Annotated in this window: 16 protein-coding genes and 7 pseudogenes; 13 read left to right on the top strand and 10 right to left on the bottom strand. The window is 40.6% G+C overall.

Annotated features, from left to right (window positions below; all coding sequences use genetic code 11):
• Nucleotides 1-436 precede the first annotated feature (436 nt).
• Nucleotides 437-1207: a class I SAM-dependent methyltransferase gene (locus L3V77_RS09050; RefSeq protein ID WP_275133843.1), complete on the top strand. Its 771-nt coding sequence runs from the start codon at nucleotides 437-439 to the stop codon at nucleotides 1205-1207.
• A gap of 227 nt (nucleotides 1208-1434) precedes the next feature.
• Nucleotides 1435-1842 (top strand): GFA family protein, encoded by a 408-nt coding sequence (locus tag L3V77_RS09045; RefSeq protein WP_275133842.1) that lies wholly within the window; start codon nucleotides 1435-1437, stop codon nucleotides 1840-1842.
• A gap of 240 nt (nucleotides 1843-2082) precedes the next feature.
• On the opposite strand, the gene L3V77_RS09040 is transcribed toward L3V77_RS09045, so the two are convergent.
• Nucleotides 2083-2349 (bottom strand): hypothetical protein, encoded by a 267-nt coding sequence (locus L3V77_RS09040; protein ID WP_275133841.1) that lies wholly within the window; start codon nucleotides 2347-2349, stop codon nucleotides 2083-2085.
• A gap of 2 nt (nucleotides 2350-2351) precedes the next feature.
• Nucleotides 2352-3092 (bottom strand): SDR family oxidoreductase, encoded by a 741-nt coding sequence (locus L3V77_RS09035; protein ID WP_275133840.1) that lies wholly within the window; start codon nucleotides 3090-3092, stop codon nucleotides 2352-2354.
• 116 nt (nucleotides 3093-3208) lie between these two features.
• Between L3V77_RS09035 and L3V77_RS09030 the strand changes: the two genes are divergently transcribed.
• On the top strand, nucleotides 3209-4102 hold the full coding sequence (locus tag L3V77_RS09030; protein WP_275133839.1) for a LysR family transcriptional regulator: 894 nt from the start codon (nucleotides 3209-3211) through the stop codon (nucleotides 4100-4102).
• A 524-nt stretch (nucleotides 4103-4626) separates the two neighbouring features.
• Here L3V77_RS09030 and L3V77_RS09025 read toward each other — a convergent pair.
• The 5 genes from L3V77_RS09025 to L3V77_RS09005 form a co-directional block, all read right to left on the bottom strand.
• The gene (locus L3V77_RS09025) at nucleotides 4627-5097 is read right to left on the bottom strand and encodes an HAD hydrolase family protein (protein WP_275133838.1); all 471 of its coding nucleotides are present in this window, start codon (nucleotides 5095-5097) and stop codon (nucleotides 4627-4629) included.
• Nucleotides 5094-5804: an ATP-binding cassette domain-containing protein gene (locus L3V77_RS09020; protein WP_275133837.1), complete on the bottom strand. Its 711-nt coding sequence runs from the start codon at nucleotides 5802-5804 to the stop codon at nucleotides 5094-5096. Before L3V77_RS09020 ends, L3V77_RS09025 begins: the two co-directional genes overlap by 4 nt.
• A gap of 1 nt (nucleotide 5805) precedes the next feature.
• Entirely contained in the window at nucleotides 5806-6462 is a 657-nt protein-coding gene (locus L3V77_RS09015; RefSeq protein WP_275136735.1) for an ABC transporter permease subunit, read from the bottom strand.
• A gap of 200 nt (nucleotides 6463-6662) precedes the next feature.
• Nucleotides 6663-7529, bottom strand: coding sequence for an ABC transporter permease subunit (locus tag L3V77_RS09010; RefSeq protein ID WP_275133836.1), 867 nt, complete (start codon nucleotides 7527-7529; stop codon nucleotides 6663-6665).
• A 3-nt stretch (nucleotides 7530-7532) separates the two neighbouring features.
• Nucleotides 7533-8366, bottom strand: coding sequence for a phosphate ABC transporter substrate-binding protein (locus L3V77_RS09005; protein ID WP_275133835.1), 834 nt, complete (start codon nucleotides 8364-8366; stop codon nucleotides 7533-7535).
• A gap of 1585 nt (nucleotides 8367-9951) precedes the next feature.
• Between L3V77_RS09005 and ltrA the strand changes: the two genes are divergently transcribed.
• Nucleotides 9952-11424, top strand: coding sequence for a group II intron reverse transcriptase/maturase (gene ltrA, locus L3V77_RS09000; RefSeq protein WP_275136734.1), 1473 nt, complete (start codon nucleotides 9952-9954; stop codon nucleotides 11422-11424).
• Nucleotides 11425-11694: 270 nt separating this feature from the next.
• Nucleotides 11695-12051, top strand: a pseudogene (locus L3V77_RS08995) (DDE-type integrase/transposase/recombinase); the annotation flags it as partial.
• Nucleotides 12052-12285: 234 nt separating this feature from the next.
• Here L3V77_RS08995 and L3V77_RS08990 read toward each other — a convergent pair.
• Together L3V77_RS08990 and L3V77_RS08985 are read right to left on the bottom strand one after the other, a co-directional pair.
• Nucleotides 12286-13485, bottom strand: a complete 1200-nt coding sequence (locus L3V77_RS08990; RefSeq protein WP_275133834.1) for an acyltransferase family protein — start codon at nucleotides 13483-13485, stop codon at nucleotides 12286-12288.
• 253 nt (nucleotides 13486-13738) lie between these two features.
• Nucleotides 13739-15139: pseudogene (locus L3V77_RS08985) on the bottom strand (PTS mannitol transporter subunit IICBA); the annotation flags it as partial.
• Between the two features lie 225 nt (nucleotides 15140-15364).
• On the opposite strand from L3V77_RS08985, the pseudogene L3V77_RS08980 reads away from it, so the two are divergent.
• From L3V77_RS08980 to L3V77_RS08950, 7 genes and pseudogenes are all read left to right on the top strand, one after another.
• A pseudogene (locus tag L3V77_RS08980) lies at nucleotides 15365-16259 on the top strand (IS5 family transposase).
• Nucleotides 16260-16656: 397 nt separating this feature from the next.
• On the top strand, nucleotides 16657-17373 hold the full coding sequence (locus L3V77_RS08975; protein WP_275133833.1) for a heavy metal response regulator transcription factor: 717 nt from the start codon (nucleotides 16657-16659) through the stop codon (nucleotides 17371-17373).
• A 173-nt stretch (nucleotides 17374-17546) separates the two neighbouring features.
• Nucleotides 17547-19067 (top strand): heavy metal sensor histidine kinase, encoded by a 1521-nt coding sequence (locus L3V77_RS08970; RefSeq protein ID WP_275133832.1) that lies wholly within the window; start codon nucleotides 17547-17549, stop codon nucleotides 19065-19067.
• Between the two features lie 47 nt (nucleotides 19068-19114).
• Nucleotides 19115-19590, top strand: a pseudogene (locus L3V77_RS08965) (IS3 family transposase); the annotation flags it as partial.
• Between the two features lie 196 nt (nucleotides 19591-19786).
• Nucleotides 19787-20596 carry an SDR family NAD(P)-dependent oxidoreductase gene (locus tag L3V77_RS08960; protein ID WP_275133831.1) on the top strand — a complete coding sequence of 270 codons (810 nt, stop codon included), beginning with the start codon at nucleotides 19787-19789 and terminating at the stop codon, nucleotides 20594-20596.
• A gap of 391 nt (nucleotides 20597-20987) precedes the next feature.
• Nucleotides 20988-22225: pseudogene (locus tag L3V77_RS08955) on the top strand (ISL3 family transposase).
• A 338-nt stretch (nucleotides 22226-22563) separates the two neighbouring features.
• Nucleotides 22564-23520, top strand: a complete 957-nt coding sequence (locus L3V77_RS08950; RefSeq protein ID WP_275133830.1) for a bifunctional helix-turn-helix transcriptional regulator/GNAT family N-acetyltransferase — start codon at nucleotides 22564-22566, stop codon at nucleotides 23518-23520.
• 305 nt (nucleotides 23521-23825) lie between these two features.
• Here L3V77_RS08950 and L3V77_RS08945 read toward each other — a convergent pair.
• Nucleotides 23826-24702: pseudogene (locus L3V77_RS08945) on the bottom strand (reverse transcriptase domain-containing protein); the annotation flags it as partial.
• Between the two features lie 65 nt (nucleotides 24703-24767).
• Between L3V77_RS08945 and L3V77_RS08940 the strand changes: the two are divergent.
• A pseudogene (locus L3V77_RS08940) lies at nucleotides 24768-25465 on the top strand (IS3 family transposase); the annotation flags it as partial.
• Nucleotides 25466-25859 lie beyond the last annotated feature (394 nt).

Below are 25859 nucleotides of genomic sequence, written 5' to 3'. Positions count from 1 at the left end.
GGTTCAGTGCACTACACCTAAATCGTTTACATTACTAGTTTAGAAAAGGGACTGACACACAAATGCCCGTTATGTGTTGCAGGAACAAATTTGCCTACTTGCAGTGAGTAAACTTTGGCTTATCAGAATTAATAACCAAAATGGCATTGCCAGATTAAATTTAGTTTAGCTGGCAATACATTCCCGATTTTAATGGTGTCAAAACCAAAATATTACAGATAAATTAAATGTGATCGTTATTTCAGAATTCAAGACAATAAGAAACTCGCTATCTGTGCATATGTAACTTCCTGTTTCATCGGCCAAAACCTAGAAAATATTTATTTTTATTATCAATATCAGTTAATACATTTATGACTGGTGTTAGCTTACAATTGAATTAGTATGCAGACGCACTAATAAGCTGTTATTTTTCTAAAAAGATCAGGAGTATCAATTGGATATTTTAGCTGAGTATAAAAAGCAACAAAAATGGAGAGGTTGGGAGAACTATCTCAAATTTATACCGCTAAATGATAAGGACACTGTAATTGATCTTGGTTGTTCAGTAGGTGAAGTATCTCGAACTTTCTCGTCACAAGTAAAAAATGTTATAGGCATAGATATTAATAAAGATTTCATTGAATTCTGTGATTCAAAGAAACGCAGTAATGAGGCCTTTATTTCGAGTGATTTTCTGAGTGCTGATTATCTGTCATTTGGTGGCATAAATGGTATTTGGGCAAGCTTTTCGTTGTCCTATCTTAGTAATCCACTAGATTACTTAAAGTTGTTAAATTTAGTAATACAGGATGAAGGTTGGATAGCATTAGTAGATGTTTCCTGCTTCATCTCTGGTAACCTTGATAGAGATAGTAAGTATTTCGATAGAGTAAATGAATTTGAGTTGGAGTCATATAAATCTGGTGTATATGATTTTAATTTTGGGGCAAAAATGCAAGATTTATTGAAAGAGGCAGGGTTTGACATCGTATATTTCGATAATGATGTTATTGATCCTGAGTTGAATTTTTCTGGATCTGCAACGTCTGAAATTATTGAAGTTTGGTCAGCACGGCTCAATCGAATGAATACGTTAAGTGATTTTCTTAAGGGGGAGTATCCTGACTTCTGTCATGAATTATTATCTAATCTTTGTTCTCGTAATCATGAAAGAGATGGAAATGTCAGATTCGTCGTAGCGAAGAAACCTAACAAATCAAATTAGACGAAATTACAATAGTTCGCTTGGTTTCGCTTCGCGCTACATTATGGTCAATTGTGGTGTTTAAGTGAACTTTGTCAACTAACTAAAAGGTTGTTAAATCTAATCCATTGATTACTCGATTAATAAAACCGCTAAAACAGGAATGTCCAAATCTAAGTTAGTAGCACAAAATGTCGATGTACACTTAAGGTGTGTGTCTTAGTTAATTGTCAACATGGAGGTTTAAAATGAACAAAGAAATCACAGGTGGTTGTTGTTGTGGAAATGTAACTTTCAAGCTAGAAGATGACTTTGGGAAGTTCTTCTTTTGTCACTGTGAACAGTGTAGAAAGTTAACGGGCTCTGCTCATGCCTCTAATTTATTTACTTCAATATCTAACATCGAGTGGACTCTAGGCAAGGACAAGATAAAACGCTATGACCATCCAACTCGTTCCTTTTCTAAATCATTCTGTACAGACTGTGGTTCTGGTTTGCCATTCCTGTCCCAAAGTGGCAAGTTTCTAATTGTTCCCGCGGGTTCTTTGAACGAAGAGCCAACAAAGTCACTAGACGCTCAAATCTACTGTGAAGAACAGGCTGAATGGCATAAAATTGGTTTAACTGCGGTGAAGTTAGACGGTTTCCCAAAATAATCATAATTAATAAGTATAGATGTCGTGTGGTCGGCATCTATACTCGGTGCTGAACAAGCCTAAAGCCTGATTATATAACCTGATGATACGCCGATAATTAGCATTACATAGCTAGTTGTTGTGGCAATGAGTTCACATTTTCTATTCATAACACTCGGTTAAACCATTTACCTGCTTCATCATGTTTACTCGGATGTTTTTTTGTTCGCAGCTAAGCTGCCAACCTCCATCTAGTAAGATTCAATAATCAGGTTCACTTTCATTGGTTGCGATGATGCCCGCCGTTACAACTTTCCATTCCATAGGATGGTCAATCATCCAGCCCAACTGCTTTGTATTGAGTGAGGTAAAAAAAGGTGTATGTTGTAATAGACGCAAATAGGTAACAGAAGGAGTCATGGTTAAATTTCCCATTGCATCCGCTACAACTTGCATGGAACATGCGTTAAGCCCAAGCCCAAGCCCTAAAAGAGAAAGCTTTTTCAGCAGTAAGCGGATGCTTATCACGGTTAAGCCAAGCCACCGTTTGCTCGTAAAGTTTGCCCATTCACCCATCCGCTTTGTGAACTAACGAGAAAAGACACGACTTGAGCAATGTCTTCTGGTTGAGCTAAGCGTTCTAGAGGAGACATTTTTGCAAAGCTTTCAATCATCTCTTCACTTTTATCATTAAGGAACAAGTCGGTTGCTACTGGACCAGGCGCGACGGTATTTACTGTAATTCTGCGACCTCTAAGTTCTTTCGAAAAGACCTTTGTGAAGGCTTCTACTGCCGCTTTTGTCCCGTTATAAACAGCGTATCCCGGTAAGTTGAGTGCGAGTGTTGTACTGGATAGATTGACAATGCGCCCGCCGTCATTTAGACGAGATCCTGCTTCACGTAACGTGTTGAATACGCCTTGTGTATTGATGGCAAAGTTCTTTTGAAACAATTCGTCTGATGTTTCAGTTAGAAGCCGTGTCTTCAAGATTCCTGCATTGTTGACCAAGACATCAATGCGTCCAAGTTTGCTCTCTACTTCATCAAACATAGCCTTTACGTCGTTCGATTGGGACACGTCCGCTTGTATAGCTATAGCGACTTTTCCTTTTTCAACGAGTTCTTTTACCAAGTCTTTAGCGGCAGCGGAACTGGCTGCATAATTGATGACCACAGTGAAGCCATCTTCAGCAAGGTGACGAGCGATGCTGGCGCCAATGCCACGAGAAGCTCCAGTGATGAGTGCGATTTTTTGATTTTGTATCGACATAATGTTTTCCTTATATTTAAATAAACTCACGAGAGACAGAGTAGACTGTTTAAATACAAAAATAATCTCCGTATATTTAACAACATAATTTCATTTACGTTAACAATGGAGGGCGGATGGATCGCTTTCAAGAAATGCAGGTGTTTGTGCGTATCGCTCAGTGTGGAAGTTTTTCTCAGGCGGCTGAAGATTTACAAATCCCCAGAGCCACAGTTTCTAATTTAGTGAAACGACTTGAAAAGCGGCTAGGTACTCGTTTATTGGAGCGTACTACTCGTCAGGTCAGAATGACGCAAGAAGGGGAAAGTTATTATCGTCGATGTTTGCGCATTCTTGCAGACCTTGAAGAAGCCGACAGTGAATTTCAGAACAAACCTCCTAAAGGTCAGCTTAGGGTTAATCTTCAAGGGACTTTGGCGAAGTATTTTGTTATGCCAAATATCCAAAGTTTTGTCACTCGTTACCCTGATATCTCCTTGCATATTGGAGAAGATGACCGCTTGGTTGATTTGGTTAGAGAGGGCGTTGATTGCGTATTAAGAGCGGGCAATTTACAAGATTCCTCCTTGATCGCTAAACCGCTTGCCAATATGGAACAGATCACTGTTGCTGCCCCTGCATACTTTAAAAAATATGGTGTGCCAAAATCACTGGGATCTCTAAAAGACCACATGGCCGTGGCTTATTTATCCACCGCGATTGGCCTAGATACCAGTTTGGACTTTGTTGTTGAAGGGGAAGTGAAAGAAGTTGTCATGTCTTCTGCTGTGTCGGTTACTGGATCGGAGCTTTACACAGATGCGGCATTATCAGGTCTGGGATTGATTCAAGTGCCGCGCTACCGTATTCAAAAAGCTCTTGAAGAAGGCCGATTGCAACAAGTGCTTACCGAATTTCCACCACCTAATATGCCTGTCTCGGTGCTTTATCCACAAAACCGACAAGTTTCAGCTAGAGTGAGAGTCTTTATAGATTGGCTAAGTGAGCAGTTTGTTGATTTTCAGAATTAATCTGATAGTAAAATACTGAACAATTCACTGTAGCTATAAGGGTATATTTTTTGTACTAAATCTCGATAATTCTGCTCTAAGAGTTATTGGTAGTTAACGAAAGAATCAACGAGGATACAAACTTTATATTTCAGAAACGAAACCTCTTTTCTTTTTGGAAATATGAAGTGTGTGGAGGAGGAGAGGTTTTCTCTTCGAAATGTATTAAGTGTAGCGTTACGCCAAAGCCAATAATTGCGTCATTCCTTTAACAAAGGGGATCTACTCAAAGCGCGTGTACAACTAAATTGGCTGTCGGTGCAACTCGGAAATGCCCCAAACTCTCTTCGTGAAATTGTTCATTTAAGCGCTGCTTGTATCGATTTACCACTCCTATAATAATGTAATGATGGGGTCTATAGGGTAGTATCGAACTACACACTTGATATTAAGAATCCAGAATGGTCGGTCTCATATACCTATCCACGTTGAATGTTTATTTAGTGGGACGATTCACTGTGAAAAGATAGAGGATACAAGTATGACTAACACCTCAACGTGGCCTTAAGCCGCAACGGTTTGATCAACAAGTCAAGTGCTTCATCAATCGAGTGCGTAATAACGTTTGCCGACAGCAACGCCTGAGTCGAAACGCCTTCACTGCCAATCACCGCTATGGATATATTGGCCGCTTTTAACATTGCCGCATCGTTCTGGCCATTACCGATAGCACAGACATTTTCTGGCTGTAAGTGGTTGATAAAATCCAACTTACCTTGTGTTTCATCGCCTTTTTCAAGGATATGTACGGTCACATCTAGGTGGTTTACCATCTCTCTGACAGAGCCAAAAGTGTCCGCAGTGACAACATAGACATCAAGTAAGGCTGAAAGCACGGTTAGGCGTGATTCGATGCCGGCCAGCAGTTCTCCATCGCGTGCCAGAGTGCCATTGAAATCCAGTACTAGAGATTTGACCTGACAATCACCTTTGCCGGGAATGTTTATATTGATCATACAATTCTTCCATGTTCAAAACGGATAATGTGATCAGCCAGCTTTTTTGTTTGCTGTGCTGAGTGGGAAACCATTACTATGGTATACCGCGTAGCCAATTGAATAATGAGAGCCTCGATTTGAGCGGCCGTTTCGTTATCTAGTGAAGCTGTAGGTTCATCGAGCAGCAAAATTTCGGGCTCAAGCGCAAGTGTACGGGCCAAACAAAGGCGCTGTTGTTGGCCGCCGGAAAGAGAATGAGCCGGCGTTTCGAGGCGGTCTTTGACTTCATCCCAGAGTGCGGCTTGGTTGAACGCGGAAAAGAGTTTTTGTTGTGCAGCTTCTCCCTTCAAGCCACAGACGACTTTAAGTGGTAATAGCAAGTTCTCTTTAATCGTGCCGGGCAACAATTGTGGGTGTTGAAAGACCATGCCTACTTTCCGGCGCAACTCTGGTAGCCGTTGGTGCTTAAGGGTATGAATAGACTGCATTGTTTCGTCAAGTGACAGTTCTATTTTTCCTTGTGTTCGGCAGTCTTCTAAACAGTCATTGAGGCGATTGAGTGCCCGCAGAAACGTTGTCTTACCTGAGCCCGATGGACCGGTAAGTACATGGATTTGATTTTTATATAAGTCCACACTCACGTCTGAGATAACCGGTTGGGAGCCAAAAGTAATTGTGAGGCTGGAAACCTTACCAACCAATTTTGGTGGCGGTTTTAACGTCATACTAGCTTCTCCATGACGGTGTTCGTTGCAAAAGGCCTGCCACAGAAAAAATTGCGGCAGTGAGGCACAAAAGGGTGAGCGCAGCACCAAAGGCCATTTGGAGCTCTGAATCATTTTGGTACTGGGCGCTGTAATAGAAAATGGTAAATGGTAGTGCTTCATAACGATCAAATACCCCCCCGGGCAATCCCGCGTTGGCAACAGCGCCCGTCAGCATAATCACCGCGGTGTCTTCTGCTGCTCTGCCCATGGCCAACATGATGCCTCCGATAATTCCTTTCGCTGCTTGCGGCAACAGTACAACACGTAAAGTCTGCCAGCGTGTCATACCGAGTGAGAGGGCCGTTATCTCAAGCGAAGAAGGCAAGGCCTGAAGGGCCGTTCGGGTTGCGACGGCTAAATAGGGAATAATTAACATTGCGAGGCTTAACGCCGATAACAGTAAGCACGTATTGGCTGATGGGAGTAACCAGTTGCGCAGAAATAAGATCAAGGTAAAACCGAAGAGCCCCATCAGGATCGAAGGGACACCCGCGAGGATATCAATGCCAAGAGCAAGGATGGTTTTGAACCGTGAAGCCGCACTGGTTGCCAGCCAAATTCCTGTTGCCAAGCCGGGTAAAAGGGCCAGTGATAAGGCGCAGGCAACAACCGTCATTGTGCCGACGCAGGCAGGCCAGATCCCGTCCCATATAGGTTCGAGCCCAAGCAGCCCTTTGATGGGGTCGGTATCGCCGAAAAATAGCGAAAGACTGAGAGCGGGTGCGCCGCGGCTTATAATGAAACCAATGAAAAAGGTCAGGCATACCAACAGCCCGGTCGTGCAACTCAGGCACCAGAGGTGAAATAATCGTGCCTTCACTCCGCGTCCCCTCTGCGCGCATTAAGCTGTGTGTGTTCCATTTTTCTGATCAGCAGCGTAACCGTGACACTCATTGCAAGTAACAACAGGCCCGCAGCGAACAGTGAGTTATAAGCTGCACTACCATTTTCCGTAGCGAGAACCAAGCCAATATGGGCGGTTAAGGTGCGGACTGAGTCAAATACGCTGTCAGTCAGCTGCGGGGCGTTTCCGGCCAACATCAGTGGGAGAAGGGTATCACCAATCGCACGGCTAAAGCCCAATAACGCTGCAGTGGCCATCGCTTTGGTGGCGTTGGGCAGGACTAGATACAAAACTGTCTGCGTGTCGGTAAAACCCAAGGACGCAGAAGCCAGACGGATCTGATTTGCCAGCGGACGACAGTGGGTGTCTAACATCATTACCATGACGGGCAAAATCAATAATACTATCATTACAGCAGCGGCGAGCAGGCAAAAACCTGAACCACTCCGAAAGGTTTCCCGTAATAGTGGAACAAGCAAAAAAACAGCAGCAAGACCATAAACTACTGTCGGGATCCCAGCCATCAATCTGATCATTCGCCGGATCCATAACGCGATGTTTTGATAGCGGCTGAATAGGCAAAAACCAGTGATGCCAACAGCAACAGGAAAAGCCAGTGTGAGTGCCATCAAACCGATCAGCCCGGAACCAGCGATCATAGATAAAATACCATATTGCCCATGTTCTGGTTGCCAGATCAGCGATAAAACAGGTGTTTCAGTGTTAAAAAAAACGGGCAAGGCAAACCAGAACAAAAAGCCAAACAACAATATCATTAGAGCAAATACTGTGGTAACAAGTGCCAGCAGTACCCGCTCTGTCGTGATAGGGGATGTCATGAGTTATTGATTGCTGACTGGAATATAACCAGATGCGCGGATATATTCAGCACCCTGTGGGCTGTAGATAAAATCAATAAACTCTTTCACCAACTCTTGAGGCTCGCCTTTGGTATTCATGTAAAGCTTGCGCACAATTGGGTATTCGCCGGATGCGCAGGCGTCGTTGGTGGGCTGAACATTGTCCAGAGCCGGTGCCTTAACCGTATTGTCGATATAGCCGACGCTACTGTAGCCAAGGGCACCAGGATCGCGTGCGATGGCTGTTTTCATTGCGCCATTAGACGGCACCACATTGGCATGATTGACCATCGGCGAGTTGTGAAGCAATTTCTTTACGAAAACAGCACGGGTGCCACTAGCCTCGTCTCGAGTAAATATGTTGATAGTGCGGTCATCTCCGCCAAGAGACTGCCAGTTGGTGATTTTGCCCGCATATATATCGGCCACTTGTTGCTGAGTTAATGCTTGAATTGGGTTCGCTGGATTGATTATGACCGCTACGCCGTCGATAGCGAAGGGGAACGAGATCAGCCCTTGTTCCGCTTCACTCGGCTTCAGCGGACGGCCGGTGTTTCCAATCTCAACCAGCCCTTTGGCCACTTGCTGGGCACCTACACCAGAACCACCACCTGCGATTGTGATTCGGATCTCGCCATTGGTCTTCATAACAGCCTTGGCGGCTTGTTTCATGACCGGGATATGCGCTGTTCCCCCGGCGATATTAATCGTTCCGGAAAGTCCTTTGAACCTGTCGAGATCAGAAGCCTGAGTGATAGCCGGAATAAAGCACAGACCACAAACAAGCAGCCTAACAAAACCAGATTTGAGTTGCATAAAATCTCCTTTTTTGTTGAAACTAAAATACAAGGGAAGCATCAAGGATGTATCCGGTGCAGATTTGAACCTAAAGACTACCCCTACCGGCCTGACAAAACAATATGTACCACAAATGAAACGTGATATTACTAATTGATTTAAATCATAATTTTGGTAGATGAGTGATTGATGGCGATGCATTGTTCCACTATTACTGAAACAAATTTAAAAATACAGAGGCAATTATCGTAATACTTTACCTTATGATAATTTGTATGGTTAGAGCTGAAGGCCTAACGTGCTTTTGCCCTGAAACGTGTTTAGATAGCAGTAAACCTTCATTAGAATAATTTGGTCAACAGGTTGTTGACTATATTCAGGACCACTCATACGTAAAACAAGCAGTCTACCAATTGTCCAACAAGCTGTTGGACAAACTCCACTGCCCAATTGTTCTTACTATCAGATACAACAAAGCCACAGGCTATGCCTTTGTATAACAGCTACAGAATGTTTGCGATTCAATTTGAAGAGGGAACATATTTTGTGTGCAGTGACGGGTATTTTATCACCAAATATGGGAGGGAAAAGACCTAGACTTATCGTATGTCCTCGGTGGGCTGCTTTGCAATTACACCAAGTTCAAATTGATACCATTACTTCTGGCTAGACAGTAAATAGTAACTCAAAGACAAAGCAGAGATACCCGAGGATTTCATGCGTAGTTTAAAGCTATAGGCTGAATGTCGCAAGTTTACTTTGATTTAGAGTAGATTCGAATCGCTCGCACTAACTTGAAAGTGCCCGTGCGACCTGAAGTAGTATGAAACGTTGTTCACCGCTTAATGAATGAACCGTCCGTATCACCAGATGACCCTAGGATTTTGAACAAAGCAGCGGATCCGACAATGTAACGAAACTTGGCCGTCAGGCTGAGTAGGAATGAAATCGTAAGAGGACGTTCCTCCTGATAATCACAAATCGGGTGAGTGCTAGGGTGTCAGTATGATGGACGTATGTGAATCCATTTAGTGCGACATGAAGTCGTATGAATCGTTGTTCGCCACGAAAAGAGCGAACCATTTGTATCACCAAATGACCCTATGGCTCTGAATAAAGAAGCGAGCCTGACAATGTAACAAAGTCTATCTAATAGGCGGGAACTGAATCGTGAGAGGACGCTCCTCCTGATAACCACATAAATCGGGTAAGTGCTAGGGAGTCAGTATGATGAACAGAAGTGAATCCACGTCAGATGCGTAATTTCACAAGCAGCGGAAGTGGTTTAGACGCTGTAGCTAAATAAGCAACGAGAGTAGGAAAGAAATTTGAATGTATTCTTTCGTGATCGAAATACTCTTCGCATTATAGTGGGCATCTCCCCTGACATTACGAGACATACGGAACATGGTAAGCCTGTATCGCTCCCTCTGGGAAAGCCTCTGTGGCCGATAGTGATGCAGGTAAAGGAGGTTGGAGAAAGCGAAAGCTGCATTGTAATGACGCAGATACAGGAATATACCTGATCACGAAAGTGAGCCTACTTCCAACTGGTCTCCCGTTGCGAGAAAGTTTGAAGAACTTTATTAAGGAAGAAAAGCAAATGATGATTTCGAACGAGATTAGTGCATCTTCTGACAGTGCACAATGGCAATCCATTAACTGGAAGGCTGTGGAGGCGCGTGTCTTAAAGCTTCAAATGCGTATCGCAAAGGCAACTAGAGAAGGTAAACACGGTAAAGTGAAAACGTTGCAATGGATACTGACTCACTCGCGTTCAGCAAAACTTCTTGCTGTTAAGCGAGTATCTCAAAACAAAGGTAGTAAAACGCCTGGAATAGATGGCGTCATCTGGAATACAGATGCGCGTCGCATGAAAGCAGTGAATCAATTGAGTCGGAAAGCTTATCAAGCTAAACCACTCAAGCGAATCTACATCCCTAAAAAGAACGGTAAGCTTCGACCACTTGGTATTCCTTGCATGACTGATAGAGCGCAACAAGCGCTCTACCTCCTTGCATTGGAGCCTATCTCAGAAACAATCTCAGACCCAAATAGTTACGGATTTAGACCAAATCGCAGCACCACTGATGCAATAGCGCAGTGTTTCTTATGTTTGGCTCAAAAGAAGGCGGCTAAATGGATTCTTGAAGGAGATATTAAATCTTGTTTTGATAAAATCGAGCATCAGTGGCTTCTTGATAACATCGCTGTAGATAAGCGTATGTTGGAACAATGGCTGAAGTCTGGTTTTATTGACAAGGGGTTGTTTTATCGTACTGACGAAGGTACGCCACAAGGTGGAATAATTTCTCCAACCTTGATGCTAATGACTCTCGTAGGGCTTGAACAACAAATAAAGTCCTTGGCTCTTAAAAAGAAAGCAAGAGCTAACTTTATTGGATACGCTGATGACTTCGTTGTCACTTGTACATCAAAGGATGTATTAGAGAACGATATAAAACCATTGATTGCTGAATTCTTAATAGAAAGAGGTCTAACACTCTCCGATGAAAAAACACGCATAGTTCATATTAATGATGGATTTGATTTTCTAGGGTTCAACCACAGAAAATACAAAGGGAAGCTACTCATAAAACCGAGTAAAACCAACGTACTGTCATTCTTAAGTAACTTACGTAAACTCATCAAAGCTCACGCAACGATCCCAGTAAATAACCTTATCAAAATGATAAATCCCAAAATACGGGGATGGGCGAATTACTATCGCCACTGTGTTGCCAAACGAGTTTTCGGATATGTCGGGCACCAACTATTCCAAGCATTATGGCTCTGGGCTGTTAGGCGTCACCCAACTAAATCAAAAAATTGGGTCACCCATAAGTACTTCATCAACCGAAAAGGCCAGTGGCAGTTTCACGGTTGGCAGAAGATCATGGATATGGATTGTCAGTTCAATCTATTTCAAATAGCCAAAGTACCAATAGAAAGACATGTGAAAATCCGAAGTGCCGCAACGCCATTTGACCCTCAGCACCAAGAATACTTGGCGAAGAGAAAATTCAAAAGGAAAGCTCGCAACTCTTGGAACGATCCTGTTTTAACTGCTTTATAAGTTGCTGGGTATCAAACGATGCCTTTGTGGAGGCTTGAGCCGTATGCAGTGAAAGTTGCACGTACGGTTCTTAGGGAGACGGCACTTGGTAACAAGTGTCGTCCACCCGACAAATGCGTTATGCGATGAAGCAGCTAATACGCTATGGCCAAAATGGCAATGAGAGCTGAAAAGGGATTGGGCGATCCCTTTTCGTGGTCGTTATGCTCTCCGCACTAGAGTGGGCATCTTATGTGGACTCCCCGTTGTCAGCAGCAACGAAAGATACCGACTCTAGTTTGTGACGCATTGTCGATGGCCTTGTTCCGACGCGGCTTCTAAGAGGATGTAATTATTCACAGTGATAGAGGAAGCCAGTACTGCTTTAAAGATTATCGTGAACTCATAACTGCTTATAATTTAAAGCAAAGTATGAGTAGAAAAGGAAACTGTTGAGACAATGCTTGTGTGGAAAGTTTCTTCCACTCGATGAAAGTTGAAGCAATTCAATATGAGCCTATCATGGCAAGAGATGCTATGCGTCAAACGATCTTCGAAAATATTGCGGTTGATTATAATCGGACTAGAAGGCGCAGTGCTCTTGCATATTTAAGCCCTTTTAACTTTGAACAACAAAATGTCGCTTAATTCCGTGTCCAGTCCTGCTGGAGCAGATCAAAGTATGCCTGAAACTCAATATATCGTTTAAGAATTAAGGAACAATAGCGCAGGTATGTATTCTCTCTGAATTAAGCAACAAAGCCGAACCATTTGGAAACTTAATCGGTCTACATGGCTCAACCATATAACAATCGAACAAGGATCTAAGATATTGTCTTTAATTTGATAGAAGCAGTTTATAGCAATATCCATGTAGCCTTATTAAGAAAAATATTTTTTAATCCACGTTATCTTCCTAAAAAAATGACTAAAAATATAACATGTCGGAATAACGAGTGTCGCGACTACATACATTTTCCCTAATGGAGGCAACGAAACCTCACTCATTAGTATTGATATAAGAACTAATATCGGTGGATGAAACACAAAAACCGCAAAAGAATTTTGCCCTAAAAAGCGAGTTATTTGTCCCTGAGAGTTAAACTTTTCTTTAAACAATGCAATTAATCCAATAGTCATACCTACTGCTAAAAAAGATTCCCATAGTGAATACATACCCGACTGCCAGCCGAAACCACCAAATAATACTACCGATCCAGATAATAAATCACCTGAAATGATAACAATAAACCACAGAGGCACGCCAACAAGAATAGTCAGAACTAACCACTTCATTCCAAATTTGAAATTCAACTTTTCTAACAGTTTATAGCGGTAAAACAAAATGCCAGAATAATATAAAGTGATATAGGAAGAAAAAAAGCCAATCTGCATAAAATTCCCTAACTCATTATTAAAAAGTGTTGTACCCGCAGGTTGGAACAATCTAATCAGAAATGCCAACAAAGCAGTAATGAGTATTAAAGAAAATAAATGTACATTTTTCATTTCAAATTTTTTCTTAATTTCAGCCTTAGTTGTATATAAGCTTTTAGATAATGCATAAGATATTGAAAAAGCCAATAATACGATAGTAAACCAAAGAGGACCTGAATTGCTTAGAAAAGAAAGAGATAGTATGTAATCACTATACCAAGCAACGAAATCAGTATGGGATGTAAGGCTAAATTTTTGCAAGATGTATATTGTTATCGGATGAATACACAACATATAAACAAGTGTAGGAATACCGAGACGAATAGTTCGACTCCTAATAAATTCTTTAATGCCTCTTTTGTCAACAGAACTTGGTGTGAAATACCCCGCGATGAAAAAGAATAAACCTAATACATACGCCTGACTTAGCATTCCATACATTGCGAAAAATAGACCAGTAAAATCAATAGCCCAAGGCTCTGTGTAGTACCATTTACCAAATGTGCTATAAGTAACATTCAAATGGATAAGTACCACAAAGATAGTGAGAACCCAGCGAATATTGTTAAAGAAAGCCAACTCTTTTTGGTCAATTTCCTTAGTTTCGATTAGCTTTTTTATGTCAGCCGAAATTTCATTTCCCATTAGTTCTTCGCTCCTCGTTATTGTAAATTGACTTGACAAATTTCTCTAGATAGCAGTTGTTTCCAAAGAATGCATTTCCTTTAACTTAGCGGGCTCCACAACATAGCCAAAATCACCAAACTGATCACTAGCGAGTTAGTTTCATGATGCTTATTTTCCGCCTTCAAGCCCAAGAAGATATTTTAAGCATAATTCGAAGGCGGACCCGATCTATGGTTTACATTAGTGTCTACTTGCTAACATCACTATCCAATTGAGCAGTCACGAGTTCAGCAACAAGCCCATCATAAAGAGCGTTATCTAAGAAGTTTGTTAATGATAGATGTCTGGCTTGTGAAGCGTACTTAAATGCGCGTGGCGTTAAATCTTTGTGAGTAACCACAATATCTACATTACCTGGCAGGTTATCAATTGCGCAGTTGGAAACACTGATATTCAAACCGGCCTTTTTTACTTTCTTAGCAAGTAAGCTTGCCCCCATTGCACTTGAACCCATACCAGCATCACAAGCAACAATGATTTTAGTCACAGCGGCCATATTTACGTTAACTGTCGTCTCTGCTTCAGGTGCATATTTAAGCTCTTTTATTTTGTTAGCGGCAACACCTAATTGGTCACCTTCATCTTCACTGACATCTTTTTGAGTTTTCAACAAGAAAGAAGCAACAAGAAACGAAACTGTAGTAGAAGTCGCAACGGATAGTAAGACTCCAGTTAAGGATGCTTTTGGAGTCATCAATAATATAGCAAAGATAGAACCAGGAGCAGCGGGAGAAACAAGACCCGCATTAAACATGGTAAGAGTGAATACACCCGTTGCACCTCCTGCAATTACCGCAAGTATTAAGCGCGGGTTCATTAATATATATGGGAAGTAAATTTCATGGATACCACCAAAGAAATGGATAACTGTCGCGCCGCCAGCAGATGCTTTTGCAGAGCCTTTACCAAAGACCATGTACGCAAGCAATAAACCTAGGCCTGGTCCTGGATTTGCTTCAATTAAGAAAAAAATCGATTGACCAAACTCAGTAGACTGTTGAATACCTAAAGGAGAGAAAATACCGTGGTTAATTGCATTATTTAAGAATAGAATTTTAGCGGGTTCAACAAAGATTGATGTCAGTGGTAATAAACCGGCGTTAACTAATGCTTTAACACCTGCGGCAAGAATGTCAGACATTGAAGTAACAAAAGGACCTATCAAATAGAATGAAAGAATAGCCAAAATCATACCGATAATGCCGGCTGAAAAGTTATTAACTAACATTTCAAAACCGCTCTTAACTTTACCCTCGACAGCTTTGTCAAATTTGCTAATTGCCCAACCACCTAGAGGACCAACTATCATAGCCCCCATAAACATTGGTATACTTGCCCCAACGACTACACCCATAGTCGAAATCGTACCAACAACCGCGCCTCGGTCACCACCAATTAATTTACCACCCGTATAACCAATTAATAAGGGAAGCATATACTTGATCATTGGATCAACAAATTTGACTAATTCGTCATTTGGGAACCAACCTGTTGGAATAAAAAATGCCGTAATAATGCCCCATGCGATAAAGGCTCCTATATTTGGCATAACCATACCAGATAAAAATCTACCAAAACTTTGTACTTTAAGTTTTAATTCTGCTGAAATCATATCTTGTCACCATCCAATTCATCTTGTGTTATTTTCTATATAATTATTAATATCTAAAGACTTACCCTAAAATAAGGATACAGGACTTTTAGTGACAAAAGACGAACACAATAATGACATGTCTGTCATATTCACTTGTCGTTTAAGGCTTTGTTGCCTAAATTGATGGAACGAATTTAAGAAGTTATGTTCTGATCCATTACGCTCATTAATCGTCGTAGCCTCATGCCTAAACTTCGTTGCAAAACAACTAACTGGAAGCTGTACAATAAAGCCTTAATAAACCGTTGTTCTCTCACCTCTGAATTGATGAGGAAGCGATAGCCGAGTGGAAGCAAAACAAGCGCGATAGACCGCGCAGATTCAGCGACTTAGCCATTACTACCACACTGATGGTTAAACGAGTTTTCTCTACGCCTTTGAGATCGCTATAAGGTTTTCTAGATTCAGAATTTAAGCTGGCTAATATCCCGCTTGGTAGTTCGCATTACACCTGTATAAGCCGTCGAGCTAAGGAAGTTTAGGTTTCATTTAAAACCTAAACCAGAGGGGCAATACAGCATCTGGTCATTGATGCCATTGGTCTCAAGGTTTATGGCGAAGCTGATTAGAAGGTCAAGAAGCATGGTACTGACGGGAAGCGAAGAGTCTGGCTTAAGCTGCACATCGCAGTGGATACCAGTACCCACGAAAATAGTCGCAACAGAGTTGAATTTATCTAACGTAACAGATGCCGAAGTGCTCCCCAACTTACTCAAGCAGACACGTCGTAAAATCATTGAGATATCAGGTGATGGGGCTTATGACACAAGGAATTGTCATGATACTATTCAAGCGAGCAGTTCCGCTCATCTCGCCACGCGAAGGGGCAGCCTTCTGGGAGCAAGGACACCCTCGCAATTTAGCGGTCGGTTGTCAGAAGCTCTACGGCTCTAACAAGAAGTTGAAAAAGCGATATGGTTCTCATAAGCGCTCTCTATCAGAGACAGCAATGTATCGAGTGAAACAGTTGTTAGGTGGGAGATTAAGCCTAAGAAATTACAACGCTCAGGTTGCAATGATCAAAGCGTTGAACAAGCTTACGGGGCTAGGTATGCCTGAAATTCAGTATATCGTTTAAGAATTAAGCAACAATAGCGCAAGCATGTATTCTCTCTGAAATAAACAACAAAACCAAAGACATTATAAAAGCCATCGGCATGGCATTAAGAACACTAATTGATGCATAGCTGTATTCTTTGTTATTAGGCCTTTATAGCCAAATAATCTGAGTACAGAAGCAGATTTTAGTTCCCTTCGGTTTTCTATCCCGAGTTCAGATAATTTAATCAATTTCAAAATTGCTAACAAAGTTAAACCTCTCAGAATATGATAAATAACGCAATATTAGTCATTTTATTAATCAAAATCACTGTTAAGGGTAGATATCTCCCTATAAAAAGATCCAAAATGATAGTTGAATGATACATCGATATAAAAAGTAAGCCACATACCACCGACACTATGACGAGAGAAACATGAAACTACTAATTGTTGAAGATGAGAAGAAAAGTGGAGAATATCTTAAAAAAGGCTTAATTGAATCCAATTTTGTTGTAGATTTAGTAAATAATGGACTTGATGGGTTGCATCAAGCTATGACCGAAAAATATGATTTGATTATTCTAGATGTGATGCTGCCCAAACTAAATGGTTGGCAAATTTTACAAACACTACGTAGCAGCCAAATTATTGTTCCGGTATTAATATTGACAGCGCGAGATCAACTAGAAGATCGCGTTAAAGGTTTAGAACTTGGTGCTGATGATTATCTAGTTAAACCTTTCGCTTTTATTGAATTAGTCGCCAGAATCCGGTGTGTACTAAGAAGAAATAACGAACAAAATTATAATGATACCATTCTTAGAGTAGAGAACTTACAATTAAACTTATTAAATCGACGAGTATATAGAGATAATGTTTTAATATCTTTAACAAGAAAAGAGTTCTTACTCTTAGAGTTGTTAATGCGTCGTAAAGGCATTGTGTTAAGTCGTTCTTCGATTGCATCCGAAGTATGGGATATGAATTTTGATAGTGATACAAATGTTATTGATGTTGCAATTCGACGATTGCGTAACAAAGTGGATAAACAGTTTGAACCAAAACTAATTCATACTATCAGAGGAGTAGGTTATGTATTAGATATTATAGATGACAATGCATACAACGCAGTAGCCTCGCTAAATCAATAAGATAGGTATGAGCGTTGTATAATTTCATTGTCTGTATTCGGTTTGCTGATAACATAACTTTTCATCACCATTTGTACAGTGGTGATGGACTGTTCGGAAAGACTCATTAACATCGAGCAGTATGATGACTAATCGGTTTATAGGTTGTATATTTTTACTATATAGGTAGTACCATGATATTTAAGAACTCTCTGACCTGGCGTCTAAATTTGTTTTATATTGTCGCAGTAACCTTAAGTCTTATCACCTTATCTACCTTTTTATGGTATGAATTGGTAACATGCTTCTTAAAAGAAGAAGTTATTATTCTAAACAGCAGAGCTGACAAAATAAAAGAAATTTTTTCCAATACTCATTTCAACAAAGATTTTGACACGCTTAAAAAATTCGAAAAAACATTAGAAGGTGTAACAATTAGAATAAATAAGCCCGATGATAAAACTGTGATTTATACTTCAGATAAAATATACTTCCCAGAAAATCTCATTAATGATGAGATAAAATATTATACTAATTATGACTTAGAAAAAAATATCACATACTACAATATCAAAGGGGTTAAAAAAACACCATACATGGACAATAACCTGTTCGAATGGCGAGATAAATCTAGCTATTACCGAGGGATGCGAATTTTTTTAACGGTGGATCATCTAGATTCACTGCCAATACTTGTTACCATTGGTATTAATATTGATCATCATCGATACTTCTTGCATGATTTCACGGGCACACTTTCCATATTTACGACCAAATTTATTCTCATTGCTACAGTAATTAGTGCTTTGTTGCATTGGTTCCTGACTAATCAAGGATTGCAACCTCTACAAATATTAATTAAGAAGGCAACTTTGGTTTCAGGGAAAGATATTCAACAACGCATGCCTGTAGAAAATATTCCAAGTGAGATTTCAGTTTTGTCAGAAACATTAAATAATATGCTTAGTCGATTAGACTATTCTTTTCGACGCTTAGAGAACTTTTCCTCTGATATCGCTCATGAACTTCGCACTCCAATTAATAATTTAATGATGCAAACTCAAGTATCTATTTCACAACCTCGAACTAAAGAAGAATATTTAACCACTCTAGTTTCTAATGCAGAAGAATTCGAACGATTATCAAAAATGATTTATGACATGTTATTTTTGGCGAAAACAGATGATAAATCCAATGTGTTATTCATTGAAGAAATTTCTTTAGATGAGGAGGTTTTTAATCTTTTCGAGTTTTATGAAATACTTGCACAGGAGAGAAATGTTACTTTAAGTGTAAGTGGTAAAGCTAAATTACGTGGAGATAGAAATATGCTAAATCGTGCTATTGGTAATTTAATTTCAAACGCCATACGTCATTGCTTTGAAGGTAGCATCGTCAATATTTATATATCGCGAAGAAAATCAAAACTATATGTTTATGTTTGTAATGATGGACCAACTATTGCTAAAGAAGATTTACCTTATCTGTTTGACCGGTTTTATCGAATTGGCTCAGAGAGGACCCACGAACGGGTTGGATTAGGATTAGCTATTACTCGATCAATCGCTAAAGCTCATGGTGGTGATGTTTCTGTAAGTTCTGGAAATCAATTAACAACGTTTTTATTAACGTTAGACTTAGGAGAATGTGGTCAAAACGAGGGTTCCAGAGCCTGTAATTTAAATGAGGTATCTGCTTATGATCCGCACCATTAGTTTTGGACACTGAGTTAAGTGAGTACAATCGCTAACGAGGTGAGTAAATGATAACTAAGAAAACACGAATTAAACATGCTCCTGAATTTAAAGCAGAAGTACTCAAGTTAGCCGAGAAAGTGGGTGTCGCTGCTGCGGCAAGACAACTATCGTTATATGAATCTCAATTCTATGGTAAAAAAGACACGAAAACTAGCGACAGGGAGAAAGAGTTAGCGATTGAAAATGCCAAGCTCAAACGATTATTAGCCTAGCAAGCCGAAGAGTTAGACATCGTAAAAAAGGCCGCCATCTATTTCGCGAAAAATCTCAAGTAGATTGCTATGAGTTTATGTTCGAACCCCTGATGCGATATAGGATTGTCCTTATGGCTAAAGTGTTTGGGGTTTCTCGAAGTGGGTTTTACTATTGGATTGAAAATCGGCATAAAGTTACTCAACGCAAAGAGCAGCGTAAGCAGCTCGATAGTAAAAATCGAGCAGTCATTGATGATAAAAAAGAACGCGATGGTGCAAGGTGTGTCGCTTAACAAAGTGTCTAGTCTGGCTGGAGCAGATCACTCACTGACACACCTTTGTTCAAAGGTTTGTTATAACAATGGTTCGGCTAAGACCGAAATAGACAGTAGTTCGATATAAAATTTGTGAACCAAGAAATAAAAATGGGCATACTTTTAAGCTATATTTTAAACATTGACTGTGAAGAGGAATTAGCTATTTATGGAAGCGAAAACAATAGTTATTACAGGCGCTAGTGATGGAATAGGTAAAGAAGCCGCTAAAATTCTTAAAAAGCACGGTCACAACGTAATACTTGTTGGTCGCAACGTTCGTAAAACTGAAGAAGTAGCGAAGAGTTTAAGCGCTGATTTTTTTGTTTCTGATTATTCCAAGCTCTCAAATGTATACACACTAGCAAATAATTTACTTTCAAAGCTATCAAACATTGATGTATTAATCAATAATGCGGGTGGTGTATCAGATATAGCTTCCAAAACAGAGGACGGGTTTGATGAAGTGATACAAGTCAATTATTTAGCCCCATTTTTGTTAACACAACTCTTACTACCGATGCTACAGAATGACCAAGCATCTATAATCAATACAGCTAGTGAAGGACATCGTTTATTCGGGCAGCTCGATCTTATTGACTTGTATAACGGTGTTACACATACTCCAGAGAAGTCTTATGGTGACTCAAAGATAGCGTTGATTTTATTTAGTTCAGAATTGCAAAAACGATATGGCGAGAATGGATTGCCATCGATGTCTTTTTGTCCCGGTGTGGTTCATTCGAATTTTGCATCAAAGTCCCCCAGTTTTAGAAGTATGATGAGTATGTTCCCTTCAATCTCAGCCCAAGTAGGTGCAAAGCCATTGATTCATTTTGCGGAGGGTTCGCCCGGAGTTTCCTGGGAAAAAGGAGCTTATTACGATAGGCTCACTCTAACAAAACCAAGTAAACAAGTTCAAAATCTCCAGCTACAAACAGATTTATGGACCTTGACAGAATTGATGCTGAAATTATGAATACGCTTATACGTGCCTGTGGTTGTCGAAAGACAACTTAGCTTGAGCACTTCCAATAAAATCAGGTAATTTAAAATGTAGAGGTAATTTGTGCCAAAAAATTGTTTGTATCTCACAAGATTTGATTTGTTATTATCAAAATAACTTCGATAAATATCGGATAAAAACTATTGGTCTTGTTGGTTTTTTTTGAATGAGAGTCTGGGAAAATCAATAAACTTATAAAAAGGGCGTCAACTAGGACGTTCCTGACGTCGCGCCAGTTACGTAAGCGTTATTTTTCCATACGTCACCGGCTCTTCTCCGCTTACGTGAGTCAGTATATATAAGGCAACCTCTACTAAGGTCATGATTTACAATACTTCTTTATTCTGTAAGTCAGTGACATACCTTGCCATCATTATCTTCAGCGCTATTCGACTTTAAAGGTCAATGTGTCGAGTCTTTTTCTGTAGAAGAAGACGCTCAATCTGTATTTGTTCGGTGCCGTCGAGATAGGCGGTTTAAGGTCAAAGAGCCTACAGCAGGAGCACCTTGCACTGTCGATCATTACATTCGAAGGCGTGTTCAGGATCTTCCTGTTAACGGTCGACCGTGTACGATTGAAATTGAGCTAGCTCAGGCGAGAAACAAGGCAGGAAGAAGGCTGATTGAAGTAACGGAATATGTTGCTAAAGGAGGTAGATATACCGCTCGTTTCTGCAAGTTTATAAGTGGATTATGTCGTCATATGAGTATCCATGCTGTCTCTCAACACTTAGGTATTCGTTGGGAAACCGTAAAGAATATTGATCGAGAATACCTGCGTTCAAGCCTGCCAGCGTTAGACCCCAAGAAACTGAGTAACTTAATCCACATCGGTGTCGATGAAGTTGCCAGAGCTAAAAGGCATGATTATATGACTGTGGTATATGAGCTGATTTCTGGTCATTTAATTTGGGTTGAACATGGTCGAAAAGCGGAAGTTCTGATCTCTTTTTTCGAGCAACTGTCAGTCGAAACGGAAGAAGGATTAAAGCCGTCTCAATGGATATGGGCCAGGCTTATCAATCGGCCGTGAGAAAAATGCTACCCAATGCCGATATTGTCTTTGACCGATTTCACGTGATGCAGAACTACTGCATATTAATCAAAAAAGAGAGACCAAAAGCTTTTAAAAACGGGTTTCATGAAGAAAAGAAAATGCTCAAAGGTACACTTTTCCTCTTGTTGAAAAACGCCATTAAGTCGGATGATAGGCAGTCAGACAGACTCGATGACTTGCTCGAAAGCAATAAGACGCTGTGCATCATTTATATGCTGAAAGCACAGCTACAAGCGATATGGGATGAGCCCTATTACGAGGCAATGGTTAAAGCTCTTGAAGCATGGAGCCGCCTTGCCAGATCAACCCGGATTCTTTCCTTATGTAACTATGCAAACGCACTGCTAGAAAGAAAAGTGGGTATCTGCAACTACGCAAAATACAAACTGACTAACGCTCGAGTTGAAGCAGGGAATGTATCTGTTGGTTTACTCAGACGTAGAGCCCGAGGGGTGAGAGATACGGATTACTTTAAATTGAAGATAAGACAAACATCTGTTCCTGACACTCATTCAACCTTTTACCCAAAGATCAAGCTCACGTAAGTGGAGAAGAGCCCGTCACTTAATCCGTTATATCCTAATTTATCAATATTAATTACAAATTTTTGCGGAGATGTTTCTGCGAGTGTTGTAACTCGTCTCTGCTTAATTCTTTGTAAACGCACTTACTCAGTGGCAGAACACGCTACTGGAATCACAGTACTTTAGCTCATGGCTGAGGGGGTATCGGAAACTCACATTTTCAAGCATTATCCAATGGCCTATTTCTTCTGCATGTATACGCAATTTATATTTAGTAAACACGTTAACGGCTTTCCTTGTAATTGACTAATGGTTGTACTATACAACTATATATTCTATTCGGGCCAAAGAGATAATGTATGGGGACGGAACAAGATTTGGTAGAAGGTATACGATTTACTTCTCGTAACTTAGTTAGACAACTTGGTTTCATGGGCGGGAGGTTCGCTGGTACAAAACTGTCTCCTTCAACTGTTCATGCGTTGATTGAAATAGGTCGAGAGAGCATTACTGCAAGCGAACTTACCCACTTGCTTTTACTTGAAAAATCGAGTGTAAGCAGGATGCTACGTAAGTTGAAAGGACAAGGTATGGTATATGAAGAACCATGCAAAACCGATTGTAGAGTAAAGAGATTATCGTTGACAATGAAGGGGAGCAAGCACGTTGAAGAGATTCATCAGTTCGCGAGACATCAAGTAGTTAGCGCGTTAAATAAACTTGAATTAAGTCAACAATATACCATCCAAAGAGGTCTTGAGCTTTATAGTGGTGCCCTTTCGGGCGACGATGTTCTGCCAAAGAAAACACGAGTTGAAATAATCGAAGGATACGTTCCTTCAGTTGTGGGACAAATAACCCAACTTCACGCTAGCTACTACTCTAGAGAATCGGGTTTTGGAGCAAAATTTGAAGCAGTGGTAGCGAATGGTTTAGCTGACTTCTGCTGCCGATTAGATAATCCTGTCAATCAAATTTGGACTGCCATTTTAGGTGGGGAAATAATCGGTTCAATTGCTATTGACGGTGAAGATCTTGGAGACAGTAAGGCTCATCTCCGTTGGTTTATAGTCAGTGATAAAGCAAGAGGGACTGGAGTTGGTAAGGTTCTTTTAGATATCGCACTTGCTTTCGTTGATACTCTAAACTTCGCAGAGACTCACCTGTGGACATTTTCAGGTTTAAATACAGCGAGATACCTATATGAGACCCGAGGTTTTTTATTGGAAGAGGAACACTTAGGATCACGATGGGGAACTGAAGTAACGGAACAATGTTTTGTTCGTTTAAGCTGCAACAAAACCTCTATGTTTTGAGTTAGCAACTATTGTTAAGCGTATTCCATTCATTATATTTGCGTAGTTAATTTCGTTAAAATGATCGCATAGTGAAAAAAATTGTCCAATTCCACGCAAATCGACCACCGCCGATAACGATGGTCTTTCACATTTTTGGATACGAAAAGTTATCCGAAGAACGAGTTCTGGGTGGTTTACTCTAACGAGCTTATATCGGGTGGACGACACTTGTTACTAAGTGCCGTCTCCCTAAGAACCCAGCGTGCAACGTTCACTGCACTAGGCTCAAGCCTCCACAAAGGCATCAAATGATACCCAGCAACTTATAACGCAGTCGGGACAGGCTCTTTCCAAGAGTTACGGGTTAGCCTTTTGGACTTTCTCTTTGCCAAGTATTCTTGGTATTGAGGGTCAAATGGTGTCACTGCACTTCGGATTTTTACATGTCTTTCTATTGGCACTTTAGCTATTTGGAACAGATTAAATTGGCAATCCATATCCATGATCTTCTGCCAACCGTGAAACTGCCATTGGCCTTTGCGGTTGAAGAAGTATTTTAGGGCGATCCAAGTTTTAGGCTTTGTTGGATTTACTCGGCTTAATGAGCAATTTCCCTTTGTACTTCCTATGATTAAAACCTAGGAAATCAAAGCCATCGTTGATGTGAGTGATGTGCGTTTTCTCTTCGGAGAGTGTTAAGCCTCTTTCCGCTAAGAAGTCAACAATCAACGGTTTGATATCGTTCTCAAGCACTTCCTTTGAAGCGCAAGTGACGACGAAATCGTCGGTGTATCTAATAAAGTTGGCTCTTGCTTCCTTTTTGAGAGCGGTAGACTTAATTTGTTGTTCGAGACCAGAGAGCGTCATTAACATCAAGGCTGGGGATATAATCCCACCTTGAGGCGTGCCTTCATTGGTGTCATAGAACAGCCCTTTGTCTACAAAGCCAGACTTTAGCCATTGTCCCAACATACGCTTATCAACGGCAACATTGTCCATCAGCCATTGATGCCCGATTTTGTCGAAACAGGCTTTGATGTCCCCTTCAAGAACCCATTGTGCGGAACGCTTTTGACTCAGGCAGATAAAACACTGCCCGATAGCATCAGCCGTACTACGTTTTGGTCGAAAACAATAACTGTTAGGGTCTGCAAGGCTTTCCGATACGGGCTCTAACGCTAATGGGTGCAGCGCTTGTTTGTAATGGTACGATGATCTTGGAGACTAATTAAGCCTTATAATCACATTATAAATGAAGCTAAATTATGAAACGAAAAGAACGAGTAATTATCTCAGAGCAGCAAAAACTCGAATACGCAAAAATGATGGTGGAAAATGGATACTCTAATCAGCAGATACAGGAAATATCAGGAGCATGTTCTTCCGCCGTGGTTCGATGGAAAAGACAATACTAAGCAGAAAAGCTTGGTATTACACCCCATAATCAAAAAGCAATAACACCTGAGCAGCAACGAATACAGGAGCTGGAAAAACAGTTAGATAGGGCGAACCGAGACATCGATATATTAAAAAAAGCCAGCGCTTTGTTTATACGAGACCACTAAAACTGGATGTCGTCAGGCAGATGAAGAAAGCGTATCCGAACTATACTGTCTCTGAATTATGTAAAACACTTAAGGTGACATTGAGTGATTTTTATTACAAAAAGATCAATAAACTATGTAATATTCAGCTCCGTCACCAGATCCGAGTAATATCAAGCGAATCAAACTACACTTATGGTAAACGTAGGATTAAGGAAGAGCTCGTAGATAAAGGGGTGACAGTAAGTCTATATAAAGTTGCCAAGTTAATGAAAGAGCAAAATATTTATGTTCGTTATCCGAAAAAGAAACACTACTATCCAGATGCAGGACAAGAAAAGAGATATGCTCCGAACTTGCTAAATCGTCAATTTAACCCAGAGACTTACAACACTCATTGGGTGACACAGATGGTTCACTCATTGAGCGGTGAACAGCGCTTCATACGACTTCACGTCGCACGTCCAACTACGAGTTACAGAGATTAGCAAAGGACGTATGCTCGAAGTTAAAGTGTCTGTCCTTTTTAAATAATTTTTTTTTCAATTTTCTATTTCTCAAATTCTTTGTTAAACATTTTTAGGCATAACCTAGAGCCCGTCTAGCAATCATCAGATTGCTAGACTTTGAATACAATCTTAGACAAAAAAGATCTTCGAATTCACTTACAACGGGAGACCAATCGGAAGTGGGCTTACTTTCGTGGCCAGACACAAGTTTGTATCTGCATCGTTACAATGCAGCCTTCGCTTATTCCAATCTCCTATACCTGCATCACTATCGGCTTCCCAGAGGGAGTGATACAGGCTTACT

The organism is Vibrio sp. DW001 (genome assembly GCF_029016285.1).
In the GTDB taxonomy this organism is placed as follows: domain Bacteria; phylum Pseudomonadota; class Gammaproteobacteria; order Enterobacterales; family Vibrionaceae; genus Vibrio.
This window is presented reverse-complemented; position numbering and strand designations above follow the sequence as displayed.